General features: G+C 60.5%; 21 protein-coding genes. 8 read left to right on the forward strand and 13 right to left on the reverse strand.

The window, feature by feature from the left end; all coding sequences use genetic code 11:
- The first annotated feature begins 188 nt into the window (after nt 1-188).
- Both mprF and DK870_RS19200 read left to right on the forward strand, forming a co-directional pair.
- Complete coding sequence (gene mprF, locus DK870_RS19195; protein WP_090368783.1) at nt 189-2831, forward strand: bifunctional lysylphosphatidylglycerol flippase/synthetase MprF; 2643 nt, start codon at nt 189-191, stop codon at nt 2829-2831.
- On the forward strand, nt 2831-4117 hold the full coding sequence (locus DK870_RS19200; RefSeq protein ID WP_060754263.1) for a virulence factor family protein: 1287 nt from the start codon (nt 2831-2833) through the stop codon (nt 4115-4117). Before mprF ends, DK870_RS19200 begins: the two co-directional genes overlap by 1 nt.
- A gap of 134 nt (nt 4118-4251) precedes the next feature.
- Here DK870_RS19200 and recJ read toward each other — a convergent pair whose 3' ends face one another.
- Together recJ and DK870_RS19210 are read right to left on the reverse strand one after the other, a co-directional pair.
- Nucleotides 4252-5961, reverse strand: coding sequence for a single-stranded-DNA-specific exonuclease RecJ (gene recJ, locus DK870_RS19205; protein WP_060754264.1), 1710 nt, complete (start codon nt 5959-5961; stop codon nt 4252-4254).
- Between the two features lie 51 nt (nt 5962-6012).
- Complete coding sequence (locus tag DK870_RS19210) at nt 6013-6555, reverse strand: YaeQ family protein (RefSeq protein WP_090368781.1); 543 nt, start codon at nt 6553-6555, stop codon at nt 6013-6015.
- Between the two features lie 149 nt (nt 6556-6704).
- Here DK870_RS19210 and DK870_RS19215 point away from each other — a divergent pair, with 149 nt between their 5' ends.
- Entirely contained in the window at nt 6705-7904 is a 1200-nt protein-coding gene (locus DK870_RS19215; protein ID WP_161549401.1) for a CaiB/BaiF CoA-transferase family protein, read from the forward strand.
- Nucleotides 7904-8788 carry a TIGR02285 family protein gene (locus DK870_RS19220; RefSeq protein WP_161549402.1) on the forward strand — a complete coding sequence of 295 codons (885 nt, stop codon included), beginning with the start codon at nt 7904-7906 and terminating at the stop codon, nt 8786-8788. Before DK870_RS19215 ends, DK870_RS19220 begins: the two co-directional genes overlap by 1 nt.
- 170 nt (nt 8789-8958) lie before the next feature.
- On the opposite strand, the gene DK870_RS19225 is transcribed toward DK870_RS19220, so the two are convergent.
- The 5 genes from DK870_RS19225 to xerD all read right to left on the reverse strand — a co-directional run bounded on the left by DK870_RS19225 (nt 8959) and on the right by xerD (nt 14214).
- A complete protein-coding gene (locus DK870_RS19225) occupies nt 8959-9243 on the reverse strand; it encodes a DUF3509 domain-containing protein (RefSeq protein ID WP_060754268.1) in 285 nt (94 codons plus the stop codon).
- 281 nt (nt 9244-9524) lie between these two features.
- Entirely contained in the window at nt 9525-10934 is a 1410-nt protein-coding gene (gene thrC, locus DK870_RS19230) for a threonine synthase (protein ID WP_090368774.1), read from the reverse strand.
- A 67-nt stretch (nt 10935-11001) separates the two neighbouring features.
- Nucleotides 11002-12306, reverse strand: a complete 1305-nt coding sequence (locus DK870_RS19235) for a homoserine dehydrogenase (protein WP_060754270.1) — start codon at nt 12304-12306, stop codon at nt 11002-11004.
- Nucleotides 12307-12435: 129 nt separating this feature from the next.
- On the reverse strand, nt 12436-13167 hold the full coding sequence (locus DK870_RS19240; protein WP_161549403.1) for a thioredoxin fold domain-containing protein: 732 nt from the start codon (nt 13165-13167) through the stop codon (nt 12436-12438).
- Between the two features lie 150 nt (nt 13168-13317).
- Entirely contained in the window at nt 13318-14214 is an 897-nt protein-coding gene (gene xerD, locus DK870_RS19245; RefSeq protein ID WP_090368769.1) for a site-specific tyrosine recombinase XerD, read from the reverse strand.
- Nucleotides 14215-14321: 107 nt separating this feature from the next.
- On the opposite strand from xerD, the gene DK870_RS19250 reads away from it, so the two are divergent.
- Nucleotides 14322-16130: a sodium:proton antiporter gene (locus DK870_RS19250; RefSeq protein ID WP_161549404.1), complete on the forward strand. Its 1809-nt coding sequence runs from the start codon at nt 14322-14324 to the stop codon at nt 16128-16130.
- Between the two features lies 1 nt (nt 16131).
- Here DK870_RS19250 and DK870_RS19255 read toward each other — a convergent pair whose 3' ends face one another.
- From DK870_RS19255 to ffh, 6 genes are all read right to left on the reverse strand, one after another.
- Nucleotides 16132-16545, reverse strand: a complete 414-nt coding sequence (locus DK870_RS19255) for an acyl-CoA thioesterase (protein ID WP_003193963.1) — start codon at nt 16543-16545, stop codon at nt 16132-16134.
- Nucleotides 16546-16626: 81 nt separating this feature from the next.
- Entirely contained in the window at nt 16627-16977 is a 351-nt protein-coding gene (rplS, locus tag DK870_RS19260) for a 50S ribosomal protein L19 (protein WP_003175895.1), read from the reverse strand.
- A 45-nt stretch (nt 16978-17022) separates the two neighbouring features.
- Nucleotides 17023-17796, reverse strand: coding sequence for a tRNA (guanosine(37)-N1)-methyltransferase TrmD (gene trmD / locus DK870_RS19265; protein ID WP_174554031.1), 774 nt, complete (start codon nt 17794-17796; stop codon nt 17023-17025).
- Complete coding sequence (gene rimM / locus DK870_RS19270) at nt 17778-18314, reverse strand: ribosome maturation factor RimM (RefSeq protein ID WP_060754274.1); 537 nt, start codon at nt 18312-18314, stop codon at nt 17778-17780. The genes trmD and rimM overlap by 19 nt, the downstream gene beginning before the upstream one ends.
- Nucleotides 18315-18319: 5 nt before the next feature.
- Complete coding sequence (rpsP, locus tag DK870_RS19275; protein ID WP_025854836.1) at nt 18320-18571, reverse strand: 30S ribosomal protein S16; 252 nt, start codon at nt 18569-18571, stop codon at nt 18320-18322.
- A gap of 250 nt (nt 18572-18821) precedes the next feature.
- Nucleotides 18822-20198 carry a signal recognition particle protein gene (gene ffh / locus DK870_RS19280; protein WP_060754275.1) on the reverse strand — a complete coding sequence of 459 codons (1377 nt, stop codon included), beginning with the start codon at nt 20196-20198 and terminating at the stop codon, nt 18822-18824.
- Nucleotides 20199-20432: 234 nt separating this feature from the next.
- Here ffh and DK870_RS19285 point away from each other — a divergent pair, with 234 nt between their 5' ends.
- The 3 genes from DK870_RS19285 (at nt 20433) to DK870_RS19295 (ending at nt 24028) form a co-directional block, all read left to right on the forward strand.
- Complete coding sequence (locus DK870_RS19285) at nt 20433-21245, forward strand: inner membrane protein YpjD (protein ID WP_060754276.1); 813 nt, start codon at nt 20433-20435, stop codon at nt 21243-21245.
- A 12-nt stretch (nt 21246-21257) separates the two neighbouring features.
- The gene (locus DK870_RS19290) at nt 21258-22496 is read left to right on the forward strand and encodes a transporter associated domain-containing protein (RefSeq protein WP_060754277.1); all 1239 of its coding nucleotides are present in this window, start codon (nt 21258-21260) and stop codon (nt 22494-22496) included.
- Nucleotides 22497-22717: 221 nt separating this feature from the next.
- Nucleotides 22718-24028 carry an MFS transporter gene (locus DK870_RS19295; RefSeq protein ID WP_161549405.1) on the forward strand — a complete coding sequence of 437 codons (1311 nt, stop codon included), beginning with the start codon at nt 22718-22720 and terminating at the stop codon, nt 24026-24028.
- Nucleotides 24029-24150 lie beyond the last annotated feature (122 nt).

Raw genomic sequence — 24150 nt, forward strand, 5'->3', positions numbered from 1 at the left:
CGTACACGGTTTGCAGAGTCCATGTCATTGCAAGCTATGCTCAGTACTCAAGCAAGACCCTCTACGACCAATGGCCGCAGTCGCCGCTCCCGGCGATACGCGTTAATATTTGTAATTATTTTGTCCATAGGGATTGGTAACTTGGCTCGATACCTCCATCCTGTCGCGCACGATCCACGAGGTGATTGATGCGCGCCAACTCGTCTGAACCACAAGACACCGTCACAGCAGAACAACCGATCCCACCCACCCGCTTGCGCTGGATAGATCTGTTGAGCAAGTACCGCCAACCCATCGGGCTGGCCGTCACCCTGTTGCTGTTCGCAATCGCCCTGATCGCCTGCCGACACCTGTTGCTGGAACTGGACCTGTACGCCCTCCACGACTCGATCCTGGAAGTGCCCAAGCCGGCGCTGCTGGGTGCGTTTGCCGCAGCGGTCGCCGGCTTTATCATTCTATTGGGCTATGAATTTTCCGGCGCACGCTATGCCGGCGTGACACTGCCCGCCAAAACCCTGGCCATGGGCGGCTTCACCGCCTTTGCCATCGGCAATGCCATTGGCCTGTCGATGCTCTCGGGTGGTTCGGTGCGCTATCGTTTATATGCCCGCCACGGTATCGGGGCCACTGAAGTCGCCCACATGACCGTGTTCGCCAGCCTGGCCCTGGGCACCGCCCTGCCACCGCTGGCCGCATTGGCCACGCTGAGCAACCTGCCGGCGGCGTCCACCTACCTGCATTTGCCGCAAAGCTTGCTGGGCGGTATTGCCGGCGCGGTGCTGGTGCTGTCGGCGGTGCTGTGCATCGGCATTTATCGCCGCCGCCTGCCCGAACAGCCTTACCCGGACAATCTGCTGGTCAAGGCCGGGCGTCGTACCTTGCGCCTGCCAGGCCGTCGCCTGACCTTCCTGCAATTGATTATTACCGCATTGGACGTCGCCGCTGCCGCGACCGTCCTTTATATGCTGTTGCCGGAAGCCCCGCCGTTTGGCCCGTTCCTGCTGGTGTACCTGCTGGCCCTGGCCGCAGGCGTGCTCAGCCATGTACCGGGCGGTGTCGGCGTGTTCGAAGCTATTCTGCTGGCCGCGTTCGCCGACAAACTCGGCGCGGCACCGCTGGCGGCAGCCTTGCTCTTGTACCGCATGATCTACGTGGTACTGCCGCTGTTGATCGCCTGTATCTTCCTGCTGGTCAACGAAGCCCAACGCCTGTTCCAGACCCAGCAGAGCCTGCGGGTGGCATCCGGTCTCGCGGCGCCCGTACTGGCCGTACTGGTTTTTTTGTCCGGCGTGGTCCTGCTGTTTTCCGGCGCAACCCCGGAAATCGACTCACGCCTGGAAAACATCGGTTTCCTGATTCCCCACCGCCTGATTGACGCCTCGCACTTTGGTGCCAGCCTGATCGGCGTACTGTGCCTGCTGCTCGCCCAGGGCTTGCGTCGACGCTTGTCCGCCGCCTGGATGCTGACCATGGTGCTGCTGTTGACCGGCGCCCTGCTCTCCCTGCTCAAAGGCTTCGACTGGGAAGAAGCCAGCCTGATGATCATGACCGCCGTGCTGCTGGCGATCTTCCGTCGTTCGTTCTACCGCGCCAGCCGCTTGACCGAACTGCCGTTCTCGCCGTTGTACCTGGTGGCCAGCGTGTGCGTACTGGGGGCCTCGATCTGGCTGCTGCTGTTCGCCTATCAAGACGTGCCTTACAGCCACCAGCTGTGGTGGCAATTCACCCTGGACGCCAACGCCCCACGCGGCCTGCGCTCGCTGCTGGGCGCGGCGGTGCTGCTGGTGATCGTCTCACTGACCTGGTTGCTGCGTACCGCACGCCCGATCATTCACTTGCCGACACCGGATGAATTGGAACGCGCCACCAGGATCCTGATGGCCTCCTCCCAGCCCGACGGCGGCCTGGCGCTGACCGGCGACAAGGCGTTGCTGTTCCACCCCAACGACGAAGCCTTCCTGATGTACGCCCGTCGCGGACGCAGCCTGGTGGCCTTGTATGATCCGATCGGGCCGACCCAGCCGCGCGCCGAAATGATCTGGCAGTTCCGCGACCTGTGCGACATCCATCATGCCCGCCCGGTGTTCTATCAGGTACGTGCCGAGAACCTGCCGTACTACATGGATATCGGCCTCACCGCGATCAAGCTGGGCGAAGAGGCCCGCGTCGACCTGAAACGCTTTGACCTGGAAGCCAAGGGCAAAGAGATGAAGGACCTGCGCTACACCTGGAACCGTGGCACCCGGGACGGTCTGTCCCTGGAGATCTTCGATCAGGGCCAGGCCCCGATGGATGAACTCAAAGTCATCTCCGATGCCTGGCTGACCGGCAAGAACGTACGGGAAAAAGGCTTCTCCCTGGGACGCTTCAGCGACGACTACCTCAAGCACTTCAGAATTGCGATCGTCCGCTTCGAAGGGCGCCCGGTGGCCTTCGCCAACCTGCTCGAGACTTACAACCACGACCTGGCCAGCCTCGACCTGATGCGCGCCCACCCCGACGCGCCCAAGCTGACCATGGAATTCATGATGGTTGGCCTGATTCAACACTATAAGAACCATGACTACGCCCGCTTCAGCCTCGGCATGGTGCCCTTGTCAGGCTTGCAGCCACGCCGCGGTGCCCCGCTGACCCAGCGTCTGGGTTCGATGGTGTTCCGTCGTGGCGAGCAACTGTATAACTTCCAAGGTTTGCGCCGCTTCAAAGACAAGTTCCAGCCCGACTGGGAACCCCGTTACATGGCCGTGCCCGCAGGACTTGATCCGCTGGTGGCACTGGCCGATACCGCCGCCCTGATTGCAGGCGGCTTGACTGGATTGGTGAAACGCTGATGATTCGACGCTCCTGGCGGTATGTATTGGCCATCGTAGTGCTGCTCGTCCTGATTGCAGGCGGTGGCTATTGGTACTGGAACCGCCCTGCCCCGCAACCGATCCTGGAACAATTGCCTCAGGCCGATGGTTCGGTGATGACCCGCGTAACCCCCAACGGCACACCGAAAGCCCGCGTGGCGGTAGCCGTGCTGGCCGATGAAGTCCTGAGCGACAGCCAGCTGATTGCCCTGAGCCAGGGCGGCAAGGCACAAATCGTTCAGGTCATCCTGCCAAAGGGTGACTGCACGTTGCAGGAACAAGCGCTGCAAAGCGCTCTGGGCCAGCTTAAAGGCCCGGCGACCCTGGTCAGCGGTATCGGCCCGGGTGCGGCACTGGCATGGCGCTGGCTCGCCACACAGAACGATGACAAGGCCAACGCTATCTCCGTCGGTTTCGCTTTAGTGCAGGAAGGTTGCAAGGACCCGCTGCCGAAAACCGCCGCCCATGGCAACTGGCTGGTGGCCTGGAACGACAACCCCGACGACGAGAGCGCCAGTTTCGTACGTGATACCCCGCGCGCGACCACCAGCATCAGCGACTACGACATTCACTACCCACAAGTGCTGAACAACGAACTGCGCAAGCAACTGGTGGGTTCGGACAACGGCGGCCTGGCGATTCCCGTGGTTGAAGTGCCGGCCGGCCAAGCCAAGGACACCGTCACCCTGTTCCTCTCCGGTGATGGCGGCTGGCGCGACCTGGACCGCGACGTAGCCGGTGAAATGGCCAAGATCGGCTACCCGGTCGTCGGTATCGACACCCTGCGCTACTACTGGCAGCACAAGACCCCTGAGCAAAGCGCCAAGGACCTCACCGAACTGATGCAACACTACCGGCAGAAGTGGGGCACCAAGCGCTTCGTACTGACCGGCTACTCGTTCGGCGCCGATGTGCTGCCTGCCATCTACAACCGCATGCCGGAAAACGAACAGCAACGGGTTGACGCGATCATCCTGCTGGCCTTCGCACGTACCGGCAGCTTTGAAATCGAAGTGGAAGGCTGGCTGGGCAACGCGGGCAAAGAAGCCGCTACCGGCCCGGAAATGGCCAAGCTGCCGGCTGACAAAGTGGTGTGCATCTACGGCGCCGAAGAAGTCGACGAGAGCGGCTGCACCGACAAGACTGCCGTGGGCGAAGCCGTGAAGCTGCCAGGCGGGCATCACTTCGATGAGAACTACCCGGCACTGGCCAAGCGCCTGGTGGATATCATCGTGAAGCACCAGGCCAAGGACAAAACCGAGTAATTCCTTTACACCCAACAAACTGTGGGAGGGGGCTTGCTCCCGATAGCGGCAAGTCAGTCACATCATCGTTGACTGACACACCGTAATCGGGAGCAAGCCCCCTCCCACTGTTGTTTTGGGGGTGTTGCTCAGATCTAGCGCGGTTCTATGTGCGCAATCATCAACTGCACTGTTTCATTGCCTCGAAACTCGTTCACATCCAGCTTGTAGGCCAACTCAACCCAACGCACGCTCGGGTTCGGCCAGACCTCTCGGTCCACACCAAACGCAATGCCATCAAGCTTCACCGACCCGCATTCGCTCTTGAGCACTACTTTCAGGTGCCGCTCACCGACCACGCGCTGCTCCACCAACTGGAACACCCCGTGAAACAACGGCTCCGGGAAGTGTTGCCCCCAAGGCCCGGCATGTCGCAGTGCGCGTGCCAGCTCCAGATGAAATTCTTCCACCGCCAGCGTGCCGTCAGACAGCAGGCGCCCCGTAAGGTCTTCCTCACGCAGTTGCCGACGTACTTCAGCATCAAACGCTTGGGCAAACAGTGGGAAATTCGCCTCGGGCAACGTCAGGCCAGCCGCCATCGCGTGGCCGCCGTATTTGGTGATCAGGTTGGGATGCTGGCTCGCCACGACGGCCAGGGCATCACGGATATGAAAACCCTGTACGGAGCGCCCAGAGCCCTTGAGCAGCCCATCACCGGCATCGGCAAAAGCGATGGTCGGGCGGAAATAGCGTTCTTTCATGCGTGACGCCAGAATGCCGATGACACCCTGGTGCCACTCCGGGTCGAACAGACACAAGCCATAAGGCATCGACTCCACCGGCAAGTCCTTGAGCTGAGCCAGCGCCTCGCGCTGCATGCCTTGCTCAATGGATTTGCGGTCCTGGTTCATGCCATCAAGTTGCGCAGCCATTTCCCGTGCCGCGGCAAAGTCGCTCGTGAGCAGGCACTCAATGCCCAGGCTCATGTCATCCAGGCGCCCGGCAGCGTTGAGCCGTGGCCCCAGGATAAAACCGAGGTCGGTGGACGTAATGCGCGCGTGATCACGCTTGGCGACTTCGAGGATCGCCTTGATCCCCGGCCGGGCGCGACCGGCACGGATGCGCTCCAGACCCTGATGCACCAGGATGCGATTATTGGCATCCAACGGCACCACGTCGGCGACACTGCCCAAGGCCACGAGGTCGAGCAATTCACCGATATTCGGTTGCGGCTGGCTGTCGTACCAGCCCAGGCTGCGCAAACGGGCGCGCAGGGCCATCAATACGTAAAAGATCACCCCTACGCCGGCCAGCGCCTTGCTGGGAAACTCGCAGCCCGGCTGGTTCGGGTTGACGATGGCATCCGCCGCCGGCAACTCATCCCCGGGCAAGTGGTGGTCAGTGACCAGCACCTTCAAACCCGCCGCCTTCGCCGCCGCCACACCTTCGACGCTGGAAATGCCGTTGTCCACGGTAATCAGCAACTGCGGCTGACGCTGCAGCGCCACTTGGACAATTTCCGGGGTCAAACCGTACCCATACTCGAATCGGTTCGGCACCAGGTAATCCACATGGGCCGCCCCCAGCAGACGCAGGCCCAGGGTGCCCACGGTGCTGGCCGTGGCGCCGTCGGCATCGAAGTCACCGACGATCAGGATGCGCTGGCGCTGCTCCAGGGCCGTCACCAACAGGTCTACCGCCGCGTCGATGCCCTTGAGCTGCTGGTAGGGAATCAACCGCGCCAGGCTCTTGTCCAGCTCGGCTTGCGACTGCACCCCGCGTGCGGCGTACAAACGGGTCAACAACGGTGGCAAGTCACCGAGAAACGGCAGGACAGCAGGCAACGGGCGAGGATCGATACGCATGGGACGCTTGGGAAATCTCTTTGGGTAAATGAGGAACTGGCTGGCTTGTTTTCAACCGCGCTCGCCGGCCAGCCATTGCAATTGCACTTCGTGCTGCCCACGGTCGTCGGTGACGAACATCGTGCCTTCGCTGATCATCACATCCCACTTGATAACGCGGGGCATGTCCTTGGCCAGGGTCTCGAGGACGTCCTGCGGCACGGCCGCGATATTTACGTTCTTCAGGTTGTTCGCCACCGGGACCACCTTGCCCTCCCACACACGCAGGCTGCCATAGGCCAAAAGGCTGGTGCGCTCGGTACGGCGTGAACACCAGGTCAGGCGGTCGGCGTCAGGTTGGCCGACTTCTATCCAGTGCAGAACACGGTCATCCAGACTTTTTTCCCACAGGGCCGGCTCGTCTACATCTGACAGACCGCGGCCAAACGTCAACTGCTCGTTGTACCAGAGGGCATAGGCCAGCAGGCGTACAGTCATGCGTTCTTCGGTTTCCGAAGGGTGGCGGGCAATGGTCTGCTTGACGTTTTCGTACACCGAACGGTCAAGGTCGGTGAGGTTGAGTTCGAATTTGTAGGTCGTGGACGGCTGGGCCATGAACGGGCTTCTAGTAGACTGGGAAAGGTTGCCAGTCTACCCGATGCGAGGGCCATTCAACGAATACTGCGCTGCATCATCCTTATCCGTGCGCCGCTCGCCTATGTTAAAAGGCATCACACCACCGTCCTGAGCAGACAAGGAACCTCATGTCGTTTAATGCCAAACCACTCGCCGGCCTGAAAGTCATCGAATTGGGCACCCTGATCGCCGGCCCGTTTGCGTCGCGTATCTGCGCCGAATTTGGCGCAGAGGTCATCAAGGTCGAATCTCCGGACGGCGGCGACCCGCTGCGCAAATGGCGCAAGCTGTATGAAGGCACCTCGTTGTGGTGGTTTGTGCAGGCGCGCAACAAGCAGTCACTGACGCTGAACCTCAAGCATCCGGACGGCCTGGCGATCCTCAAGCAGCTGTTGGCGGACGCCGACATCCTGATCGAAAACTTCCGCCCCGGCGTCCTGGAGAAACTCGGCCTCAATTGGGAAACCCTGCATGCACTGAACCCAAAACTGGTGATGGTGCGTCTGTCCGGCTTCGGCCAGACAGGGCCGATGAAGGACCAGCCGGGGTTCGGCGCGGTGGGTGAGTCCATGGGCGGCTTGCGCTACATCACCGGCTTCGAAGATCGTCCGCCGGTGCGTACCGGGATTTCTATCGGTGATTCGATTGCCGCGTTGTGGGCGGTCATCGGCGCGTTGATGGCGTTGCGTCATCGGGAGGTCAACGGTGGCCTGGGGCAGGTGGTGGACGTGGCGTTGTATGAAGCCATTTTCGCGATGATGGAAAGCATGATTCCGGAGTTCGACGTGTTCGGGTTCATCCGCGAGCGCACCGGCAACATCATGCCGGGCATCACACCCTCCTCGATCCATACCAGTGCCGATGGCAAGCACGTGCAGATCGGCGCCAATGGCGATGCGATCTTTAAACGCTTCATGGTCGCCATTGGCCGTGAGGACTTGGCCAACGATCCGCAACTGGCCGGCAACGATGGGCGCGACAGCCGTCGTGATGAGCTCTACGGCGTGATTGATCGCTGGGTCAATTCGCTGCCGCTGGCTCAAGTGATAGAGGTCCTGAACCAAGCCGAGGTGCCCGCCAGTCGCATCTACAGCGCTGAAGACATGCTGGGCGACCCACAATTTCTGGCCCGCGAGATGTTCCTCAAGGCACAGCTGCCGGACGGCAAGGACTTCAAGATGCCGGGGATCGTGCCCAAGCTCTCGGACACACCGGGCAGTTGTGAATGGGTCGGGCCGCAGTTGGGCGAACACAACAACACGGTTCTCAATGAGCTGGGCTACGACGCCGCCGCCATTACCCGTCTGCGTGAGGATGGCGCGATCTGATGACTCGCCGCGCCCTGCGCAGGTTCATGCACGCGTGCCTGGCCAGCGTGATAACCCTCAGTTGGCCCCTATCGGCCAGCGCCGAAGACACACTGACTTGGCTGCTGCGCGACCTGCCACCACTGACTATCTTCGAAGGACCGCAAAAAGATCATGGGGCACTGGACCACCTGATACCGATGCTTGAAGCGCAGCTGCCGGAATATCACCATCAGGTGCTGCACGTGAATCGTGCCCGCGGCATGCAGATGCTGCGCAACCCATCATTGACCTGCGACCCCTCAGTGCTGTGGACCCAGGAGCGAGCAGCGTACGTGGCCTTTTCCGAACAGGCATTCGTGGTACTCAGCAATGGGGTGATGATCCGTCGCAGCCAGCGGGAAGCGATGGCACCGTTTATCGTCGATGGGAAGTTTGACCTGCAGGCATTCCTGCAAACCCCCGACGCCCGCCTTGGGGCCATCGCTGAGCGCAGCTACGGACCGGCGATCGATGAGCGTCTCAAGCAGACCGATTCGCACAAGCTCGCCCTGCATTACGGTAATGACGCCCTGGGCAGCCTGCTGCAAATGCAACGCCTGGGTCGGTTGGAAGCCGTGCTTGGTTACTGGACGGAAATCCGCTACCAGGCCACACGACAGGGCATAGCCCCTGATGACCTGATGTTCCTTGCGATAAAAGGCGCTGCGCCTTACCAACGCATCTACATCGGGTGTTCGGACACCGTCGAGGGGCGCCGGGCCATCGCGCGGATCAATCAGGCACTGGAAGGCCTGCCACAGGCCGATGTGCAGAACGCTTATGCGCTATGGCTCGACCCGCACATGCGCGAGCGGTATTTGAAGGACAACCCGCACTTTTTCCAGGTTTCGCCGCTGCCCTGACAAATTTCAGGCAAAAAGAAACCCCGAGCAGTGGGGAGACAACTCGGGGTTAAACGTGGCCTACAAAGACCAGTACAGCAAGCCACAAACACCGGAGCACAATGTTTGCTCTTGCTGTTAAAAAATCTGACCGAGCTTGCTGTGGGAAGTTTCCACAGATGAACAATTCTTCATGCGCAGGCGGTGCTGCGGGTCTGGGCGGCGTTGCGCAAAGCCGCGATCACCGACGGCTCCAGGCGCCCCTCAGCAATCTTCAGGTCACGCAGCAGGCAATCCACCACGTCCACCAGGACGCGCTTATCGGTCAATTGTGCGCGATCGACTTCACGCTCCACCACGATGGCGCCGGCAGGGTTCTTCACAGTGACCAGGCACTCGTCCTGCACACCCGCGGTGGTCAACGTAACCTGATAAGGGCTCAGTGCTTCTTCGAGCAATAGGCTGATACTTTCCATCTCGATCACCACTCAATAGTTCGGGAACAATCGTTTCAACGGGAGCTGCATCTATCCTAAGTGACTGGTTGTGACGTAGGAAAGTTCGCTTTTTCGTCTTTATGGGGCCGTTAGGGTGTGACTTGGACCAGCATGCGCTTGCAACATGACAACGAAAAAACGGTCGCACCTAAGTGCTTACGCACGGGGGACTGTTTTTCGGGGTGTCCGAGGACGCCAGAAACAAAAAACGCCGCTGACCCAGGGAAGGGAAAGCGGCGTTTTTGCCTACGTGGTTTGCCTTACAGCGGCTTACCGCGGTTGCCATGCTGGCTGACAAACGCCTGCACAGCCTTCAGGTCATTGGCCAACACCGTGCAACGCTCTTCACGCTCGAACAGGTCAGTCAGGTGCGCCGGCAGTTCCAGCGCCTTGCCCACCCCGGCCTTCTCCACCGCTTCCGGGAATTTTACCGGGTGAGCAGTGCCGAGGATCACCATCGGGATATCCAGACTGCGACGGCATTCACGGGCGGCCTTCACGCCGATGGCAGTATGCGGGTCAAGCAGTTCGCCAGTCTGGGCATAGACTTCAGCGATGGTTTCGCAGGTCTGCGCATCGTCCACGGCCAGGGAGTCAAACAGTTTGCGGGTCTCGGTCCAGCGCTCTTGCTCAACGCTGAAACCACCACCGCTTTTGAAGTTGTCCATCAAGCCCGCAATGGCTGCGCCGTTGCGCCCGTGCATGTCGAACAGCAGGCGTTCGAAGTTCGACGACACCATGATGTCCATGGAAGGCGACAAGGTGGCGTGCAGGGTTTCCTTGACGTACTGGTTGCCGCTCATGAAGCGGTGCAGGATGTCGTTGCGATTGGTGGCGACGATCAACTGGTTGATCGGCAAGCCCATATTGCGCGCCAGGTAACCGGCGAAGATGTCGCCGAAGTTGCCGGTTGGCACTGAGAACGACACCGAACGCGCCGGCCCGCCCAACTGCAGCGAGGCGTGGAAGTAGTAGACGATCTGGGCCATGATGCGCGCCCAGTTGATCGAGTTCACTGCCACCAAGCGGGTGCCTTTCAGGAAGCTCTGGTCGGCGAAGCTGTTCTTGACCATTTCCTGGCAGTCATCGAAATTGCCTTCGATGGCGATGTTATGGATGTTGTCACCCAAAATACTGGTCATCTGGCGACGCTGCACCTCCGACACGCGCTTGTGCGGGTGCAGGATGAAGATGTCGACGTTTTCGCAGTGCTTGCATCCCTCGATAGCCGCCGAGCCGGTATCACCGGAGGTCGCGCCGATAATCACCACACGCTCGCCGCGCTTCTCCAGCACGTAGTCGAGCAGGCGACCCAGCAATTGCAAGGCGAAGTCCTTGAACGCCAAGGTCGGGCCGTGGAACAGCTCGAGTACCCACTCGTTGCCGTTCAGTTGACGCAATGGCGCGATGGCGTTGTGGGAAAACACACCGTACGTCTCTTCCAGGATCTTCTTGAAATCCGCGTCCGGAATGCTGCCGGTAACGAACGGGCGCATCACCCGGAACGCCAGTTCGTGGTACGGCAGGCCGGCCCACGAAGCGATTTCTTCCTGGGTGAAACGTGGCAGGTTTTCCGGCACGTACAGGCCGCCGTCAGTGGCAAGGCCCGCCAGCAAAACGTCTTCGAAATTCAGGGCCGGTGCCTGGCCGCGGGTGCTGATATAACGCATGACTGGCTCCTCTAAAACATTCTCGAACAGAGGCCGCCGCACACACGGGGCCTCTGGATCAAATCGGTTAGCTCAAGTGTTCGACACGAATGCGTACCACCGGGCCGACCACGCCCTGCAGGGCTTCCAGCGCGGTGATGGCGTCGTTGATATGCTGCTCGAGCACGCGATGGGTCAGCAGGATCATCGGCACCTGGCCGTTCTGTTCCTCGACTTCCTTCTGCATGATCGACTCGATGTTGATACCGCGCTCCGACAGGATGCTTGCCACCTGGGCCAATACGCCCGGGTGATCCTTGGCCTGGATGCGCAGGTAGTAGGCACTTTCGCAGGCCTCGATCGGCAGGATCGGGTGGGCCGACAGCGAATCCGGCTGGAAGGCCAGGTGCGGGACACGGTTTTCCGGGTCGCTGGTCATGGCGCGAACCACGTCCACCAGGTCGGCGATCACCGACGAAGCGGTCGGCTCCATGCCGGCGCCAGCGCCGTAGAACAGGGTCGAGCCCGCCGCGTCACCGTTGACCATCACCGCGTTCATCACGCCATTGACGTTGGCGATCAGGCGATCGGCCGGGATCAGGGTCGGGTGTACACGCAACTCGATACCGGCCGCAGTGCTGCGCGCCACGCCCAGGTGCTTGATGCGGTAGCCCAGGGCTTCGGCGTAGTTCACGTCGGCGGTGGTCAGCTTGGTGATCCCCTCGGTGTAGGCTTTGTCGAACTGCAGCGGGATACCAAAGGCGATGGACGCCAGGATGGTCAGCTTGTGGGCGGCGTCGATGCCTTCGACGTCGAACGTCGGGTCGGCTTCGGCATAACCCAGTGCCTGGGCTTCGGCCAGCACGTCTTCGAAGGTACGGCCCTTCTCGCGCATTTCGGTGAGGATGAAGTTGCCGGTGCCGTTGATGATGCCGGCCACCCAGTTGATACGGTTGGCGGAAAGGCCCTCACGGATCGCCTTGATCACCGGGATGCCGCCCGCCACGGCGGCTTCGAACGCAACGATCACGCCCTTCTCGCGGGCTTTGGCGAAGATTTCGTTGCCGTGTACGGCGATCAGCGCCTTGTTGGCGGTGACCACGTGCTTGCCATTCTCGATGGCCTTGAGCACCAGCTCACGCGCCACGGTGTAGCCGCCGACCAGTTCGATGACGATATCGATTTCAGGGTTGGTGGCCACTTCGAAGACATCGTTGGTAATCGCGATACCGGTCGTTTGGAACTGAGGCTTTGGCGAACGCGTGGCAATTTGCGCCACTTCAATCCCACGCCCTGCGCGGCGGGAAATTTCTTCGGCGTTACGCTGAAGTACGTTGAAGGTACCGCCACCGACGGTCCCTAACCCACAGATGCCTACTTTGACCGGTTTCACTGAAGAACTCCCCATGAAACGGCCGACGCTAGGTCGGCCGTGGAAAACAGCCGCACGACTGCGGCTTTCAATTGATGGCCCGTCGATCTGTCGGCGGGCCATGGTCGTCAAAGGTTCGACGACGCTGATTTACTTGGCGCTCAGAGCCAGTTTGGCAACTTGTGGTGCCGGCTGGTAGCCCGGAATTACCTGACCGTCAGCCAAAACGATGGCCGGTGTACCGTTCACGCCGATTGACTGGCCCAGTGCGAACTGCTTGGAAACCGGATTGGCACATTTGGCCGCCTTGATTTCCTTGCCATCGACCATCTTGTCCATGGCCGCCTTCTTGTCGGTCGAGCACCACACCGCCTGCAATTGCTCGTCACCCGGCGAGCCCAGGCCCTGGCGCGGGAACGCGACGTAGCGGACTTCCACGCCGAGCTTGTTCAGCGCAGGCACTTCGGCATGCAGCTTGTGGCAGTACGGGCAGGTGGTGTCGGTGAATACGGTGATGTGGGTCTTGGTCTCGCCAATGGCCGGGTAGACCACGGTTTCAGCCACCGGGATACCGTTGATCAGCTTGGACACACCCAGGCGCTCGGCTTTTTCGGTCAGGTTGACCGGCTTGCCGTCCTTGAGCTGGAACAGGTAGCCCTGGACGATGTACTGGCCATCGGCACTGGCATACAGCACACGGCTGCCCTTGAGCTTGACTTCATACAGGCCGGTCATGGGGCTGGCGCTGATGCTTTCGATCGGGGTGTCGAGTTGCAGGTTGGCCAGGCTTTTGCGGATGGTCTGCTCGGCGGCGTCATCGGCGAATGCGAAGGTGGAAACCAACGCAATGGCTGCGGCGGCAATAATCTGGGTCAAGCGCATGGGAACTCCTGAAGGCAGATGCAGGGACGGGTGCGGAGCACCGCTTGAAGACACCGGGCTATAAACACAGGCGCCGTCCCCCTTACTAACCGGCAAAGCCTACCACAGTTGGGCCGCAGGGCAGCCCGTAGCCGGATAAATTGGCGGTTTTCAGCCACGCGGGTGATGTTTGGCATGCATGTCCTGCAAACGCGCACGCGCGACGTGGGTGTAGATCTGGGTTGTGGATAAGTCGCTGTGGCCCAGCAACATTTGCACGACCCGCAAATCCGCCCCATGGTTGAGCAAATGGGTGGCAAAGGCGTGACGCAATGTATGGGGTGACAACGCTTTGCCAATCCCGGCCACTTTGGCCTGGTACTTGATGCGGTGCCAGAAGGTCTGGCGGGTCATCTGCTCGCCGCGCAGGCTGGGAAACAGTACATCACTGGGCCGCCCACCGAGCAATTCGCTGCGGGCATCGCGCATATAGCGCTCGACCCACACGATCGCTTCCTCGCCCATCGGCACCAAGCGCTCCTTGCTCCCCTTGCCCATCACCCGCAATACCCCCTGGCGCAGATTGACCTGCTCCAGAGTCAGGCTGATCAGTTCAGTCACCCGCAGGCCGCAGGCATACAGCACTTCGAGCATGGCGCGATCACGCTGGCCGATGGCCTCGCTGAGGTCGGGCGCGGCGAGCAAGGCATCCACATCGGCTTCCGACAAGGATTTGGGAAGAGGCCTACCGAGTTGCGGCATGTCGACCTGCAGGGTCGGGTCGACAGCGATCAGCTTTTCCCGCAGCAAGTAGCGATAAAAACCACGCACACCAGAGAGAAATCGTGCAGTGGAACGCGGCTTGTAGTTTTGCTCCAGGCGCCAGGCCAGATGGTCCAGGATCAACTCGCGACCGGCATTGATCAGTTCGAGATTTTTCTCCTGCAACCAGCCATTGAACAGGGCCAAATCGCTGCGGTAGGCCTGGCGGGTGTTGTCCGACAAGCCTTTCTCCAGCCATAAAGCGTCAAGGAAGCGGTCGATCAGCGGGTGGTCAATGGCAGGCATGGGCACTCAAGCGGCGCAGCACAGGGCTTTGCGCGAATTATTTAGTGAACTGTGACAAGGCCCACTAGTCTTTCATAGCCCGCTATTTCAAGGAACAGGGAGCTTCAATGAACGAACAACAGATCCTGCTGGCACTGGGCGGCATTGGTGTAGCCGCACTGGCCTGCCAATGGCTGGCATGGCGCCTGAAACTTCCAGCCATCCTGTTTCTGTTGTTGAGCGGCATCCTGGCGGGCCCGGTGCTGGGCTGGCTCAATCCCCAGGAAATGTTCGGCCCGCTGCTGATGCCCCTGGTATCCCTGGCCGTGGCACTGATTCTGTTTGAAGGCAGCCTCACCCTGCACCTCTCGGAATGGAAGGAAATCGGCAGCGTCGTCCATCGCCTGGTCACGCTCGGCGCCCTGTCGACATGGGCGGTGATTACCGTTGCCACCCATTGGCTGCTGGGGTTCGACTGGCTGCTCGCCCTCTTGTTCGGCACCCTGACCCTGGTCACCGGGCCCACCGTGATTGTGCCCATGCTGCGGGTGGTGCGCCCCAAGGCGTCCATCGCCAATATCCTGCGCTGGGAGGGCATTGTCATTGACCCGATCGGCGCGCTGCTGGCCGTGGTGGTCTACAGCTTCATCATCGCCCGCGCATCGGGCGACGGCCTCAGCCACAGCCTGCTGACCTTCGGCGGGGTCATCCTGTGCGGCAGCCTGTTCGGTATTGCCGGCGGCTGGGTGCTGGGGCAGATCATGCGTCGGCAATGGCTGCCCGAATACCTGCACAACCTGGCCACACTGGCGGGGGTGTTGGGGATATTCATCGCCGCCAACCTGGTGATGCATGAGTCCGGCCTGCTGGCGGTGACCCTCATGGGCATGTGGATGGCCAATATGAAGGGCGTGGATGTGCGGCACATCCTGCACTTCAAGGAAAACCTCAGCGTGCTGCTGATCTCCGGGCTATTCATTCTGCTGGCAGCGCGCCTGGACCTGAATGCCTTGATCGCCTTGGGGCCGCTGGTGCTGATTCTGTTGCTGGTCATTCAATTTATCGCACGCCCCTTGAACGTCGTGCTTTCAACCTGGGGTTCCGGGCTGAATTGGCGCGAGCGTGCGCTGCTGTCATGGATCGCCCCACGCGGGATCGTGGCCGCAGCGGTTTCAGCGATCTTCGCCATTCGCCTGGATGAGGCGGGCCATGAAGGCGCATTACTCCTGGTTCCACTGACGTTCGCCGTGATCATCGGCACCGTGGTCCTGCAAAGCGCCACGGCACGCCCGCTGGCCCGTCTGCTGAAAGTCGCCGAGCCTGCGCCCAGCGGTTTTCTGATCGTCGGTGCGAATGGCCCGGCGCGCATCCTGGGCAAGGCCCTGCAGCAACTGGGCAGCCGCGTGTTGCTGACCGACTCAAGCTGGGAAAACATCCGCGCCAGCCGCATGGAAGGACTGCCCACTTACTTCGGCAATCCTGCTTCACAACACGCCGAATCGCATCTGGATCTGGTTGGGCTGGGGCACCTGTTGGCACTCTCCCCCTCCGGCGAGCTGAATACCCTGGCCGCCATGCGTTTTCGCCACGACTTCGGCCATCGCCTGTTCGCCTTGGCCAGCAGCCAGGAAAGCCGCCGCACCGATAAACACAAGGCCAGCCACGAGCACCGCGGGCACTTGCTGGGCAGTCAACCCTTGAGCTATACCAAACTCGCCAGCCTGTTGGGCCAGGGCGCCGAGCTATACAGCACGCATCTCACGGAGGGGTTTGGGCTGGAGCAGTACCAGGCACTGCATGGTGATCGCGCGACACTGCTGTTTGCCCGCGATACCAGCGGCTGGGTGCACGTCATCACCCCGGACAGCAGCTTGAAGCCCACCGCCGGCTGGACCTTGCTGGCAGTGATCCAACCGCAAACCTGCGCAGCCGGATAAATCAGTCAACAAACCCAGGCAACACCGGCACCGGGCGTTTGTCGGCATCGATCGCTACAAAGCTGAATACGCCCTGGATCGCCTTCTCGCGGCCATCGGCGCTCATGCTCTCGACGAAGACTTCCACTTCGACCTTGAGACTGGTATTGCCCACTTTGATCACGCGGCCGATCAACTCGACGATGGAGCCGGCCGGTATCGCATGGTTGAAGTCAATCCGATCAGTGGAAACCGTCACCAACGGCAGGCGGCAAAAACGCGTGGCGGTGATGAACGACACTTCGTCCATCCAGGCCAAGGCAGTGCCGCCGAACAAGGTGTTGTGGTGATTGGTGGTCGGCGGGAACACCGCCTTGGTGACGTGAGTGACGGACAGGTCGGTGCGGCGTTGGATTTCTTCGAGGCGGGTGGTCATGGACAATACCGGCAAATAGACAAATTTCAGGCACAAAAAAGCAGCCCGTAGGCTGCTTTTTTCTGCATCGGGAAGCTGGACTTAAGCCAGTTTTTCCTTGATGCGAGCTGCTTTACCGGACAGGTCACGCAGGTAGTACAGCTTGGCTTTACGTACGTCACCGCGACGCTTGACGGCCATGCTGTCGATTTGCGGGCTGTAGGTCTGGAAAGTACGCTCTACGCCAACACCGTTGGAGATTTTACGAACAGTGAAAGCACTGTTCACACCACGGTTACGCTTGGCGATTACCACGCCTTCGAACGCTTGCAGACGCGAACGGTCGCCTTCCTTCACTTTCACCTGAACGACAATGGTGTCGCCCGGGGCAAAGGTAGGGATCTCTTTGGTCATCTGCTCTGCTTCGAGTGCAAGGATGATTTTGTTAGTCATGCTGTGCTCCTAAGGTAAGTCAATGGACCTACCATCGATACGTTGTTAACTATCGTCCCGCGCGAGGATGTATTCCTCGAGCAGCTTCTTCTCTTCTCCAGAAAGCGAGCGGCTTTCCAGAAGATCGGCGCGTCGTTCATAGGTCCGACCAAGGGACTGCTGTAAACGCCAACGCCGGATGTGTGCGTGATTGCCACTTAGCAATACGTCGGGAACACGCTGATCCGCATACACCTCCGGTCGGGTGTAGTGCGGGCAATCCAGCAAACCATCCGTGAAGGAATCTTCCTCCGCAGAGTCCACATGCCCTAAAGCTCCAGGCAGCAGTCGTGTAACCGCATCTATCAGGACCATCGCCGGCAGCTCGCCGCCAGACAGGACATAGTCCCCAATCGACCACTCTTCATCGACATGAGCTTCAATAAAACGCTCGTCAATGCCTTCATAGCGACCGGCAATCAGGATCAATGCTTCCTCATTCGCCAGTTCGCGTACCGCAGCCTGTTTCAGCTGACGGCCTTGAGGGGACAGGTAAATTACCTTCGCCTTCTCCCCGGCTGCAGCCTTGGCCTGAACCAACGCGTCTTCCAGGGGCTTGATCTTCATCACCATGCCCGGGCCACCGCCAAATGGGCGATCGTCCACAGTGTGATGTCGATCCGTCGTGTAGTCTCGCGGGTTCCAACAGGTAAGTTGCAACAGCCCCTGTTTCACCGCCCGACTGGTGATGCCGTACTCGCTGATGGCGGAAAACATCTCGGGAAACAAACTGATCACTTCAATGCGCAAATTAGCCACGCTTAGAAGTCCGCGTCCCATTCCACCTTCATCTCGCCTGCGACCAGGTCGACGGCCAACACGCATTGCTCCGTATAGGGCAACAGGCGTTCGCGATCATCCAGGCTGCCAGCGCAAGGCTTGACCACCATTACATCATTGGCGCCGGTTTCCAGAAGATGATCGATTTTCCCAAGCAGTTGCCCGAGTTGATCAATAACCTTCAGACCTTCCAGCTGGTACCAGTAGTACTCGCCGTCGGTCAATTCAGGGAACAGGTTGCGCGGCACGCAGATCTCATAACCGGCCAGAAGACGAGCTTCTTCACGATCATCAAGACCCTTGAGCTTTGCGACCAGGAACTTATCGCTCCCGCGTCCACTGACCAGCTCGACCTGTTTCACACTCCCTTCGCGCTTGAGCGTCCAGGTTTTGTACTGCAACAGGTTTTCAGTCGGATCAGTAAAGGAATACACCTTCACTTCGCCGCGAACGCCATGAACAGAATAAATCTTGCCGATAACGATCAAATCATCAGCAACAGCTGGCGTCGCGCTCATGTTGCTCAGGCCGCGGCCTTAGCCGAGTCCTTCAACAGCTGAGCAACACGCTCAGATGGTTGTGCACCAACGCTCAGCCAGTAGGCTACGCGCTCTTGGTTCACGGACAGACGAACTTCTTGACCACGAGCGATCGGGTTGAAGAAGCCAACTTGTTCCTTGTGAGAGCCGTCACGTGGGTTGCGGCTGTCAGTTACGGTCAAGTGGTAAAACGGGCGCTTTTTGGAGCCGCCAAGGGCAAGACGGATTGTTAGCATGTGAACATCGTTCCTGTAGTCGGTGCTGCAAATCTAAATGCACAGCGGGCATAGGTGCCCGAAAGGCCGCATATTCTAAGGAATATCCGGACTTTTGCAAATGTCTTTTTCTGGCGCCTATCGGCGTGCCATTCAGATCTGCTATAGGGCCGTCGGTTAAAACGGCGAGTCAGCCCCCGCCAACGGCGGGTTTGCTGGAGATCCCACATCCTTGTGGGGCGGAGCAGGAGCACGCTCCCGCTCGAAACTTTTACATTTTTGGCATGCCGCCGCCGGGCAACATACCGCCCATGCCGCGCATCATCTTGGCCATGCCGCCTTTGGCGGAGAACTTCTTCATCATCTTCTGCATCTGCTTGTGCTGCTTGATCAAGCGACCGATGTCCTGCACCTGGGTGCCGGAACCCATGGCGATCCGGCGCTTACGCGAACCGCTGATCAGCTCAGGGTCGCGGCGCTCGGCCGGGGTCATCGAGTTGATGATGGCTTCCATCTGCTTGAACTGCTTCTCTGCCGCCCCCTGGGCATTGCCCATCTGCGCCAGGTTCACACCGCCGATGTTCGGCAGCTTGTCCATCAGGCCGCCAAGGCCGCCCATGTTCTTCATCTGTTGCAGCTGGTCGCGGAAGTCTTCGAGATCGAAGCCCTTGCCCTTCTTCAGCTTCTTGGCCAGCTTGTCGGCCTTATCCTTGTCGAGGGTCGCTTCGGCCTGTTCGATCAGGCTGAGTACGTCGCCCATGCCGAGGATGCGCGAAGCAATACGCTCAGGGTGGAACGGTTCGAGCGCTTCGCTCTTTTCGCCCATACCGATGAACTTGATCGGCTTGCCGGTAATAGCACGCACCGACAACGCGGCACCGCCACGGGCATCACCATCGACCTTGGTCAGGATCACACCGGTCAACGGCAGCGCGTCACCGAAAGCCTTGGCCGTGTTGGCCGCATCCTGGCCGGTCATGGCGTCGACCACGAACAGGGTCTCGACCGGGTTGATCGCGGCATGCAGCGCCTTGATCTCGCCCATCATCTCTTCGTCGACGTGCAGGCGACCGGCGGTATCTACGATGACCACGTCGATGAATTTGAGTTTTGCTTCTTTAATAGCAGCGTTAGCAATGTCGACCGGCTTCTGGCTCAGGTCGGACGGGAAGAAGGTCACGCCCACTTCGCCCGCCAGCATTTCCAACTGCTTGATTGCCGCCGGACGGTATACGTCGGCCGACACCACCATGACCGACTTTTTCTTGCGCTCTTTAAGGAAGCGCGCCAGCTTGCCGGCGGTGGTGGTCTTGCCCGCACCTTGCAGACCGGCCATCAGCACAACGGCCGGAGGCACGGCGCTGAGGTTCAGATCTTCGTTGGCCGCGCCCATCAGGCTTTCGAGTTCAGCCTGGACGATCTTCACAAAAGCCTGGCCCGGCGTCAGGCTGCGCGACACTTCGGTGCCGACCGCGCGCTCCTTGACCGAGTTGACGAAGTCCTTGACCACAGGCAAGGCCACGTCGGCTTCCAGCAACGCCATGCGTACTTCACGCAAGGTGTCTTTAATATTGTCCTCGGTCAGCTTGGCCTTGCCGGTAACGTGGCGCAGCGTCTGCGAGAGACGGTCAGTCAAGTTTTCAAACATGCGCGATCCTTTCAGGCCCTATTCATCGAAGTGCAATGGTAGACCGAGGTAATGGCAGCCCAGGCTGTGATAAATCGCTATTAAAAACAGCGCTCGGCGAGCCTGCGGCGTGGGCAGATCGCGGATTATAGCGAAGACTGCGCCCATGCACACCCGCTGTCTGGCCCGGGAGTCTTTCGTGGAACGCGGGGGTATGCCAAACTCAACGCCTTTCGGGCTTGTCTATCAGGATTTATGCTCCCTTTGTCACCCAGCTTGCTACCCAGCCTCGCCGCCGCCATCTTGTACGCCGCTGCGACCCTCTATCAGGGCACTCGTCTGGCCCAAGGCACTAAAGCGGACAAACGTCTGCTCGTCGGCCTTGGCGTCCTGGCCCTGCTGGCCCATGCCACGAGCCTGTTCATCCACCTGATGACACCGGTCGGCCTGGGCCTGGACTTTTTCAGCGCCGCCAGCCTGATCGCCGCCGCCGTCATCGCGCTGACCCTGCTGGCGTGCTACCGCATTCCCGTCGAGAACCTGTTGGTCCTGCTATTCCCGCTGGGAACATTGACGGTACTGCTGGCGCACTTCACGCCGACCGGCACCGTGCAGGTCATTGATGAAGGGCCCGGCATCCTGACTCACATCCTGCTGTCGGTCCTGGCCTACGGCATGTTCACCATTGCGGTGTTCCAGGCTCTGCTCCTGCTGTTGCAGGACCACCAGCTGAAAAACAAACATCCGTCCGGGCTGATCAAGAACTTCCCACCGCTGCAAACCATGGAAAGCCTGTTGTTCGGCTTCCTGTGGGCCGGCTGGACGCTGCTGTCGCTGTCACTGATCTCCGGCTGGCTGTTCGTCGAAAACCTGTTCGCCCAGCACCTGGTGCACAAAACCCTGCTGGCGTGCCTGGCCTGGGTGGTGTTCAGCGTGCTGCTGTGGGGGCGCAACCGCCTTGGCTGGCGCGGGCACAAGGCGATCCGCTGGACCCTGGCCGGGTTCTGCCTGCTGATGCTGGCCTATTTCGGCAGCAAGCTGGTTCGCGAATACATCCTGCATATCTGACGGGCAGCAAAAATGGACAACTTGCCCCTGGGGCCGATGCTCGCGGTAATCGCCCTGCTGATTTTATGGGCGGCGCTGTTTACCGCCATCGAAGCCGCACAACAGCACCTGCTGGCCCTGCGCCCCGGTACACGCCAGGGCGACAAGGCCGCCGCCCGCCTGAGCTTCCCGCGTAACAGCCTGATCCTGTGCAACAGCCTGTGCCGCGCTGGCGTGGTGATTCTCTGCACCTTGCTGGCCATCTACGCCTGGGCGCAGAACGGCCCCTGGCTCGGCTGGCTGATTGCCTGCGCGCTGTTGCTGATACTCGCCGACTACCTGCCCCGCGCCCTGGCCACCCGCCAGCCACAGGCCGTATTGGGGTTTGGCAATGCGCTGCTGGGCATCCCCCTGAAAATCCTCTACCCCCTGGCCTGGCTGCTCAATGGCATCAGCCTGTTGCTGCTGCGCCCGTTCGCGCGTAAATCCGGCGTGGTAAAAAACAGCGACCAGCCGTTGCCCGAGCATGACGATGAGCCGCAACCAGACTCGGACGAAGGCCGAACGCCTGGCTTGCCGGGTATCCACGCGCTGGACAACATCACGGTCAACGACATCCTGGTGCCTCGCAGCGAGGTGGACGGGATCAACCTGGACGACTCGACCGAAGAGATCATTGAACAACTGCGCACCTCCCAGCACACCCGCCTGCCGGTGTTCCACAGCGACATCAACCAGGTCGAAGCCGTGCTCAACACGCGGCAGATCCAGCACTTGTTGCCCGATGCCAGCCTGACCAAGGAAGCGTTGCTCGCCGCCTGCCATGAGCCTTACTTCGTACCGGAAAGCACGCCCCTGCAGCTGCAACTGCTGAACTTCCACAAACAGCAACGCCGCCTAGGCATGGTGGTGGACGAATACGGCGAAGTGCTGGGCATCGTCACCCTGGAAGATATCCTCGAAGAAATCGTCGGCGAATTCGAAAGCGAGCAAAGTTCGGACAACCCGCATATCGAAGCCCAGACAGACGGCCGCTACATCATCGACGGCGCCGCCTCGATCCGCGAGCTGAACAAGAGCCTGGGCTGGCACCTGCCCAGCGACGGCCCCAAGACCCTCAACGGTCTGGTGACCGAAGCGCTGGAGACCATTCCCGACTGCGCGGTGTGCCTGAAAATCGGCCGTTATCGCCTGGAAATCCTCGAGACCGAGGACAACCGCGTCAGCAAAGTGCTGATCTGGCACACCAGCCGGGTGCCGGTCGCCGCCTGACCCTCTTGTTGGAACTGCAACCCCCTTCCTATAATCGGGCGGCTTATCCAAGCCCCGCCCGACCGCGTGCTACCCGCACTGAGCGCGTCCAGGCACCGCACCATCCTGTCTGACCGGTGTTTGCTCCCATCCCGAGCCACTCCGCGCACTGCCCTGAACCCTGGGTGTTCGACCAATAAAAATCCGCGTCCAAACGCGCAATGACTGTCAGGGATACTGCCATGAGCACCACCTACAACGAGGCCGCGAGCGCCGCCCAGAGCAACTCGACCGCACGGGTCGCCACGGCGAGCATCGTCGGCACTGCCATCGAATTCTACGATTTCTACATCTATGCCACCGCTGCGGCGCTGGTGATCGGCCCGGTGTTCTTCCCGCAGACCTCCGGTACTGCCCAGATGCTGGCGTCGTTCCTGACCTTCGGTATCGCTTTTATCGCCCGCCCGCTGGGTTCGGCGCTGTTTGGCCACTTTGGCGACCGCATCGGCCGCAAATCCACGCTGGTCGCGTCCTTGTTGCTGATGGGGGTGTGTACCACGCTGATTGGCTTGCTGCCCGGCTATGACAGCATCGGAGCGTGGGCGCCGATCCTGTTGTGCGTGCTGCGTTTCGGCCAGGGCCTTGGCCTTGGCGGGGAATGGGGTGGCGCAGCGTTGCTGGCCACCGAGAACGCGCCGAAAGGCAAACGCGCCTGGTTCGGCATGTTTCCGCAACTGGGGCCTTCGATTGGGTTCCTGGCCGCCAACGGCTTATTCCTGATTTTGGCCATGAGCCTGAGCGACGAGCAATTTCGCAGTTGGGGCTGGCGCATCCCGTTCATCCTCAGCGCCGCGTTGGTGATGGTCGGCCTGTATGCACGCTTGAAGCTGCACGAAACCCCGGTGTTCGCCAACGCCGTGGCCAAAGAGGCTCCGGTGAAAGTGCCGCTGGTGGAGTTATTCAGCCAGCATTGGGCACCAGTGCTGCTGGGGGCCGCGTCGATGGTGGTGTGCTATGCCCTGTTCTATATCACCACCGCCTTTTCCCTGAGCTATGGCGTGTCGACACTGGGCTACAGCCGCGAGACATTCCTCGCCCTGTTGTGCTTTGACGTGCTGTTCATGGGGTTGGCGACGCCACTGGCGGCCCTGGCCAGTGACCGCTATGGGCGCAAGCCGGTACTGATTGCCGGGGCGATCCTGGCGATTTTGTCGGGTTTCACCATGGAGCCGCTGCTGACCCATGGCTCAACCTGGGCCGTGGCGCTGTTCCTGGCGCTGGAGCTGTTCCTGATGGGCGTGACCTTCGCCCCCATGGGCGCACTGTTGCCGGAATTGTTCCCGACCCGCGTGCGTTATACCGGCGCTTCGGCGGCGTATAACCTGGGTGGGATTGTCGGCGCGTCGGCCGCCCCCTTCTTCGCGACCAAGCTGGTGGCGATGGGCGGGCTGAGTTATGTCGGCGGGTATGTCTCGGCGGCGGCGCTGCTCAGCTTGATTGCGGTGCTGTGCCTGAAAGAGACGCGGGATAACGACTTGAACAAGGTCGCCTGATGATCGTTCCCACGCTCCGCGTGGGAATACAGACCGGGACGTTCCGCGTCCCAAAGCGTGACGCAGAGCGTCACAAGCGGCATTCCCACGCAGAGCGTGGGAACGATCTGTACGCGATTACA

Source organism: Pseudomonas sp. Q1 (assembly GCF_009935975.1).
GTDB classification, from domain to species: Bacteria; Pseudomonadota; Gammaproteobacteria; order Pseudomonadales; family Pseudomonadaceae; genus Aquipseudomonas; species Aquipseudomonas palleroniana.

What these genes read in the sequence shown, in the direction of transcription:
- thrC (WP_090368774.1), bottom strand. Translation starts at nt 10,934, where the DNA reads ATGCGTTATATCAGCACCCGCGGCCAGGCACCGGCCCTGAATTTCGAA.
- rimM (WP_060754274.1), bottom strand. Translation starts at nt 18,314, where the DNA reads ATGAGCGCGACGCCAGCTGTTGCTGATGATTTGATCGTTATCGGCAAG.
- xerD (WP_090368769.1), bottom strand. Translation starts at nt 14,214, where the DNA reads ATGCCTGCCATTGACCACCCGCTGATCGACCGCTTCCTTGACGCTTTA.
- DK870_RS19250 (WP_161549404.1), top strand. Translation starts at nt 14,322, where the DNA reads ATGAACGAACAACAGATCCTGCTGGCACTGGGCGGCATTGGTGTAGCC.
- DK870_RS19215 (WP_161549401.1), top strand. Translation starts at nt 6,705, where the DNA reads ATGTCGTTTAATGCCAAACCACTCGCCGGCCTGAAAGTCATCGAATTG.
- ffh (WP_060754275.1), bottom strand. Translation starts at nt 20,198, where the DNA reads ATGTTTGAAAACTTGACTGACCGTCTCTCGCAGACGCTGCGCCACGTT.
- recJ (WP_060754264.1), bottom strand. Translation starts at nt 5,961, where the DNA reads ATGCGTATCGATCCTCGCCCGTTGCCTGCTGTCCTGCCGTTTCTCGGT.
- DK870_RS19210 (WP_090368781.1), bottom strand. Translation starts at nt 6,555, where the DNA reads ATGGCCCAGCCGTCCACGACCTACAAATTCGAACTCAACCTCACCGAC.
- DK870_RS19240 (WP_161549403.1), bottom strand. Translation starts at nt 13,167, where the DNA reads ATGCGCTTGACCCAGATTATTGCCGCCGCAGCCATTGCGTTGGTTTCC.
- DK870_RS19290 (WP_060754277.1), top strand. Translation starts at nt 21,258, where the DNA reads ATGGACAACTTGCCCCTGGGGCCGATGCTCGCGGTAATCGCCCTGCTG.
- DK870_RS19220 (WP_161549402.1), top strand. Translation starts at nt 7,904, where the DNA reads ATGACTCGCCGCGCCCTGCGCAGGTTCATGCACGCGTGCCTGGCCAGC.
- mprF (WP_090368783.1), top strand. Translation starts at nt 189, where the DNA reads ATGCGCGCCAACTCGTCTGAACCACAAGACACCGTCACAGCAGAACAA.
- DK870_RS19295 (WP_161549405.1), top strand. Translation starts at nt 22,718, where the DNA reads ATGAGCACCACCTACAACGAGGCCGCGAGCGCCGCCCAGAGCAACTCG.
- rplS (WP_003175895.1), bottom strand. Translation starts at nt 16,977, where the DNA reads ATGACTAACAAAATCATCCTTGCACTCGAAGCAGAGCAGATGACCAAA.
- DK870_RS19255 (WP_003193963.1), bottom strand. Translation starts at nt 16,545, where the DNA reads ATGACCACCCGCCTCGAAGAAATCCAACGCCGCACCGACCTGTCCGTC.
- rpsP (WP_025854836.1), bottom strand. Translation starts at nt 18,571, where the DNA reads ATGCTAACAATCCGTCTTGCCCTTGGCGGCTCCAAAAAGCGCCCGTTT.
- DK870_RS19225 (WP_060754268.1), bottom strand. Translation starts at nt 9,243, where the DNA reads ATGGAAAGTATCAGCCTATTGCTCGAAGAAGCACTGAGCCCTTATCAG.
- DK870_RS19285 (WP_060754276.1), top strand. Translation starts at nt 20,433, where the DNA reads ATGCTCCCTTTGTCACCCAGCTTGCTACCCAGCCTCGCCGCCGCCATC.
- DK870_RS19200 (WP_060754263.1), top strand. Translation starts at nt 2,831, where the DNA reads ATGATTCGACGCTCCTGGCGGTATGTATTGGCCATCGTAGTGCTGCTC.
- trmD (WP_174554031.1), bottom strand. Translation starts at nt 17,796, where the DNA reads ATGGGACGCGGACTTCTAAGCGTGGCTAATTTGCGCATTGAAGTGATC.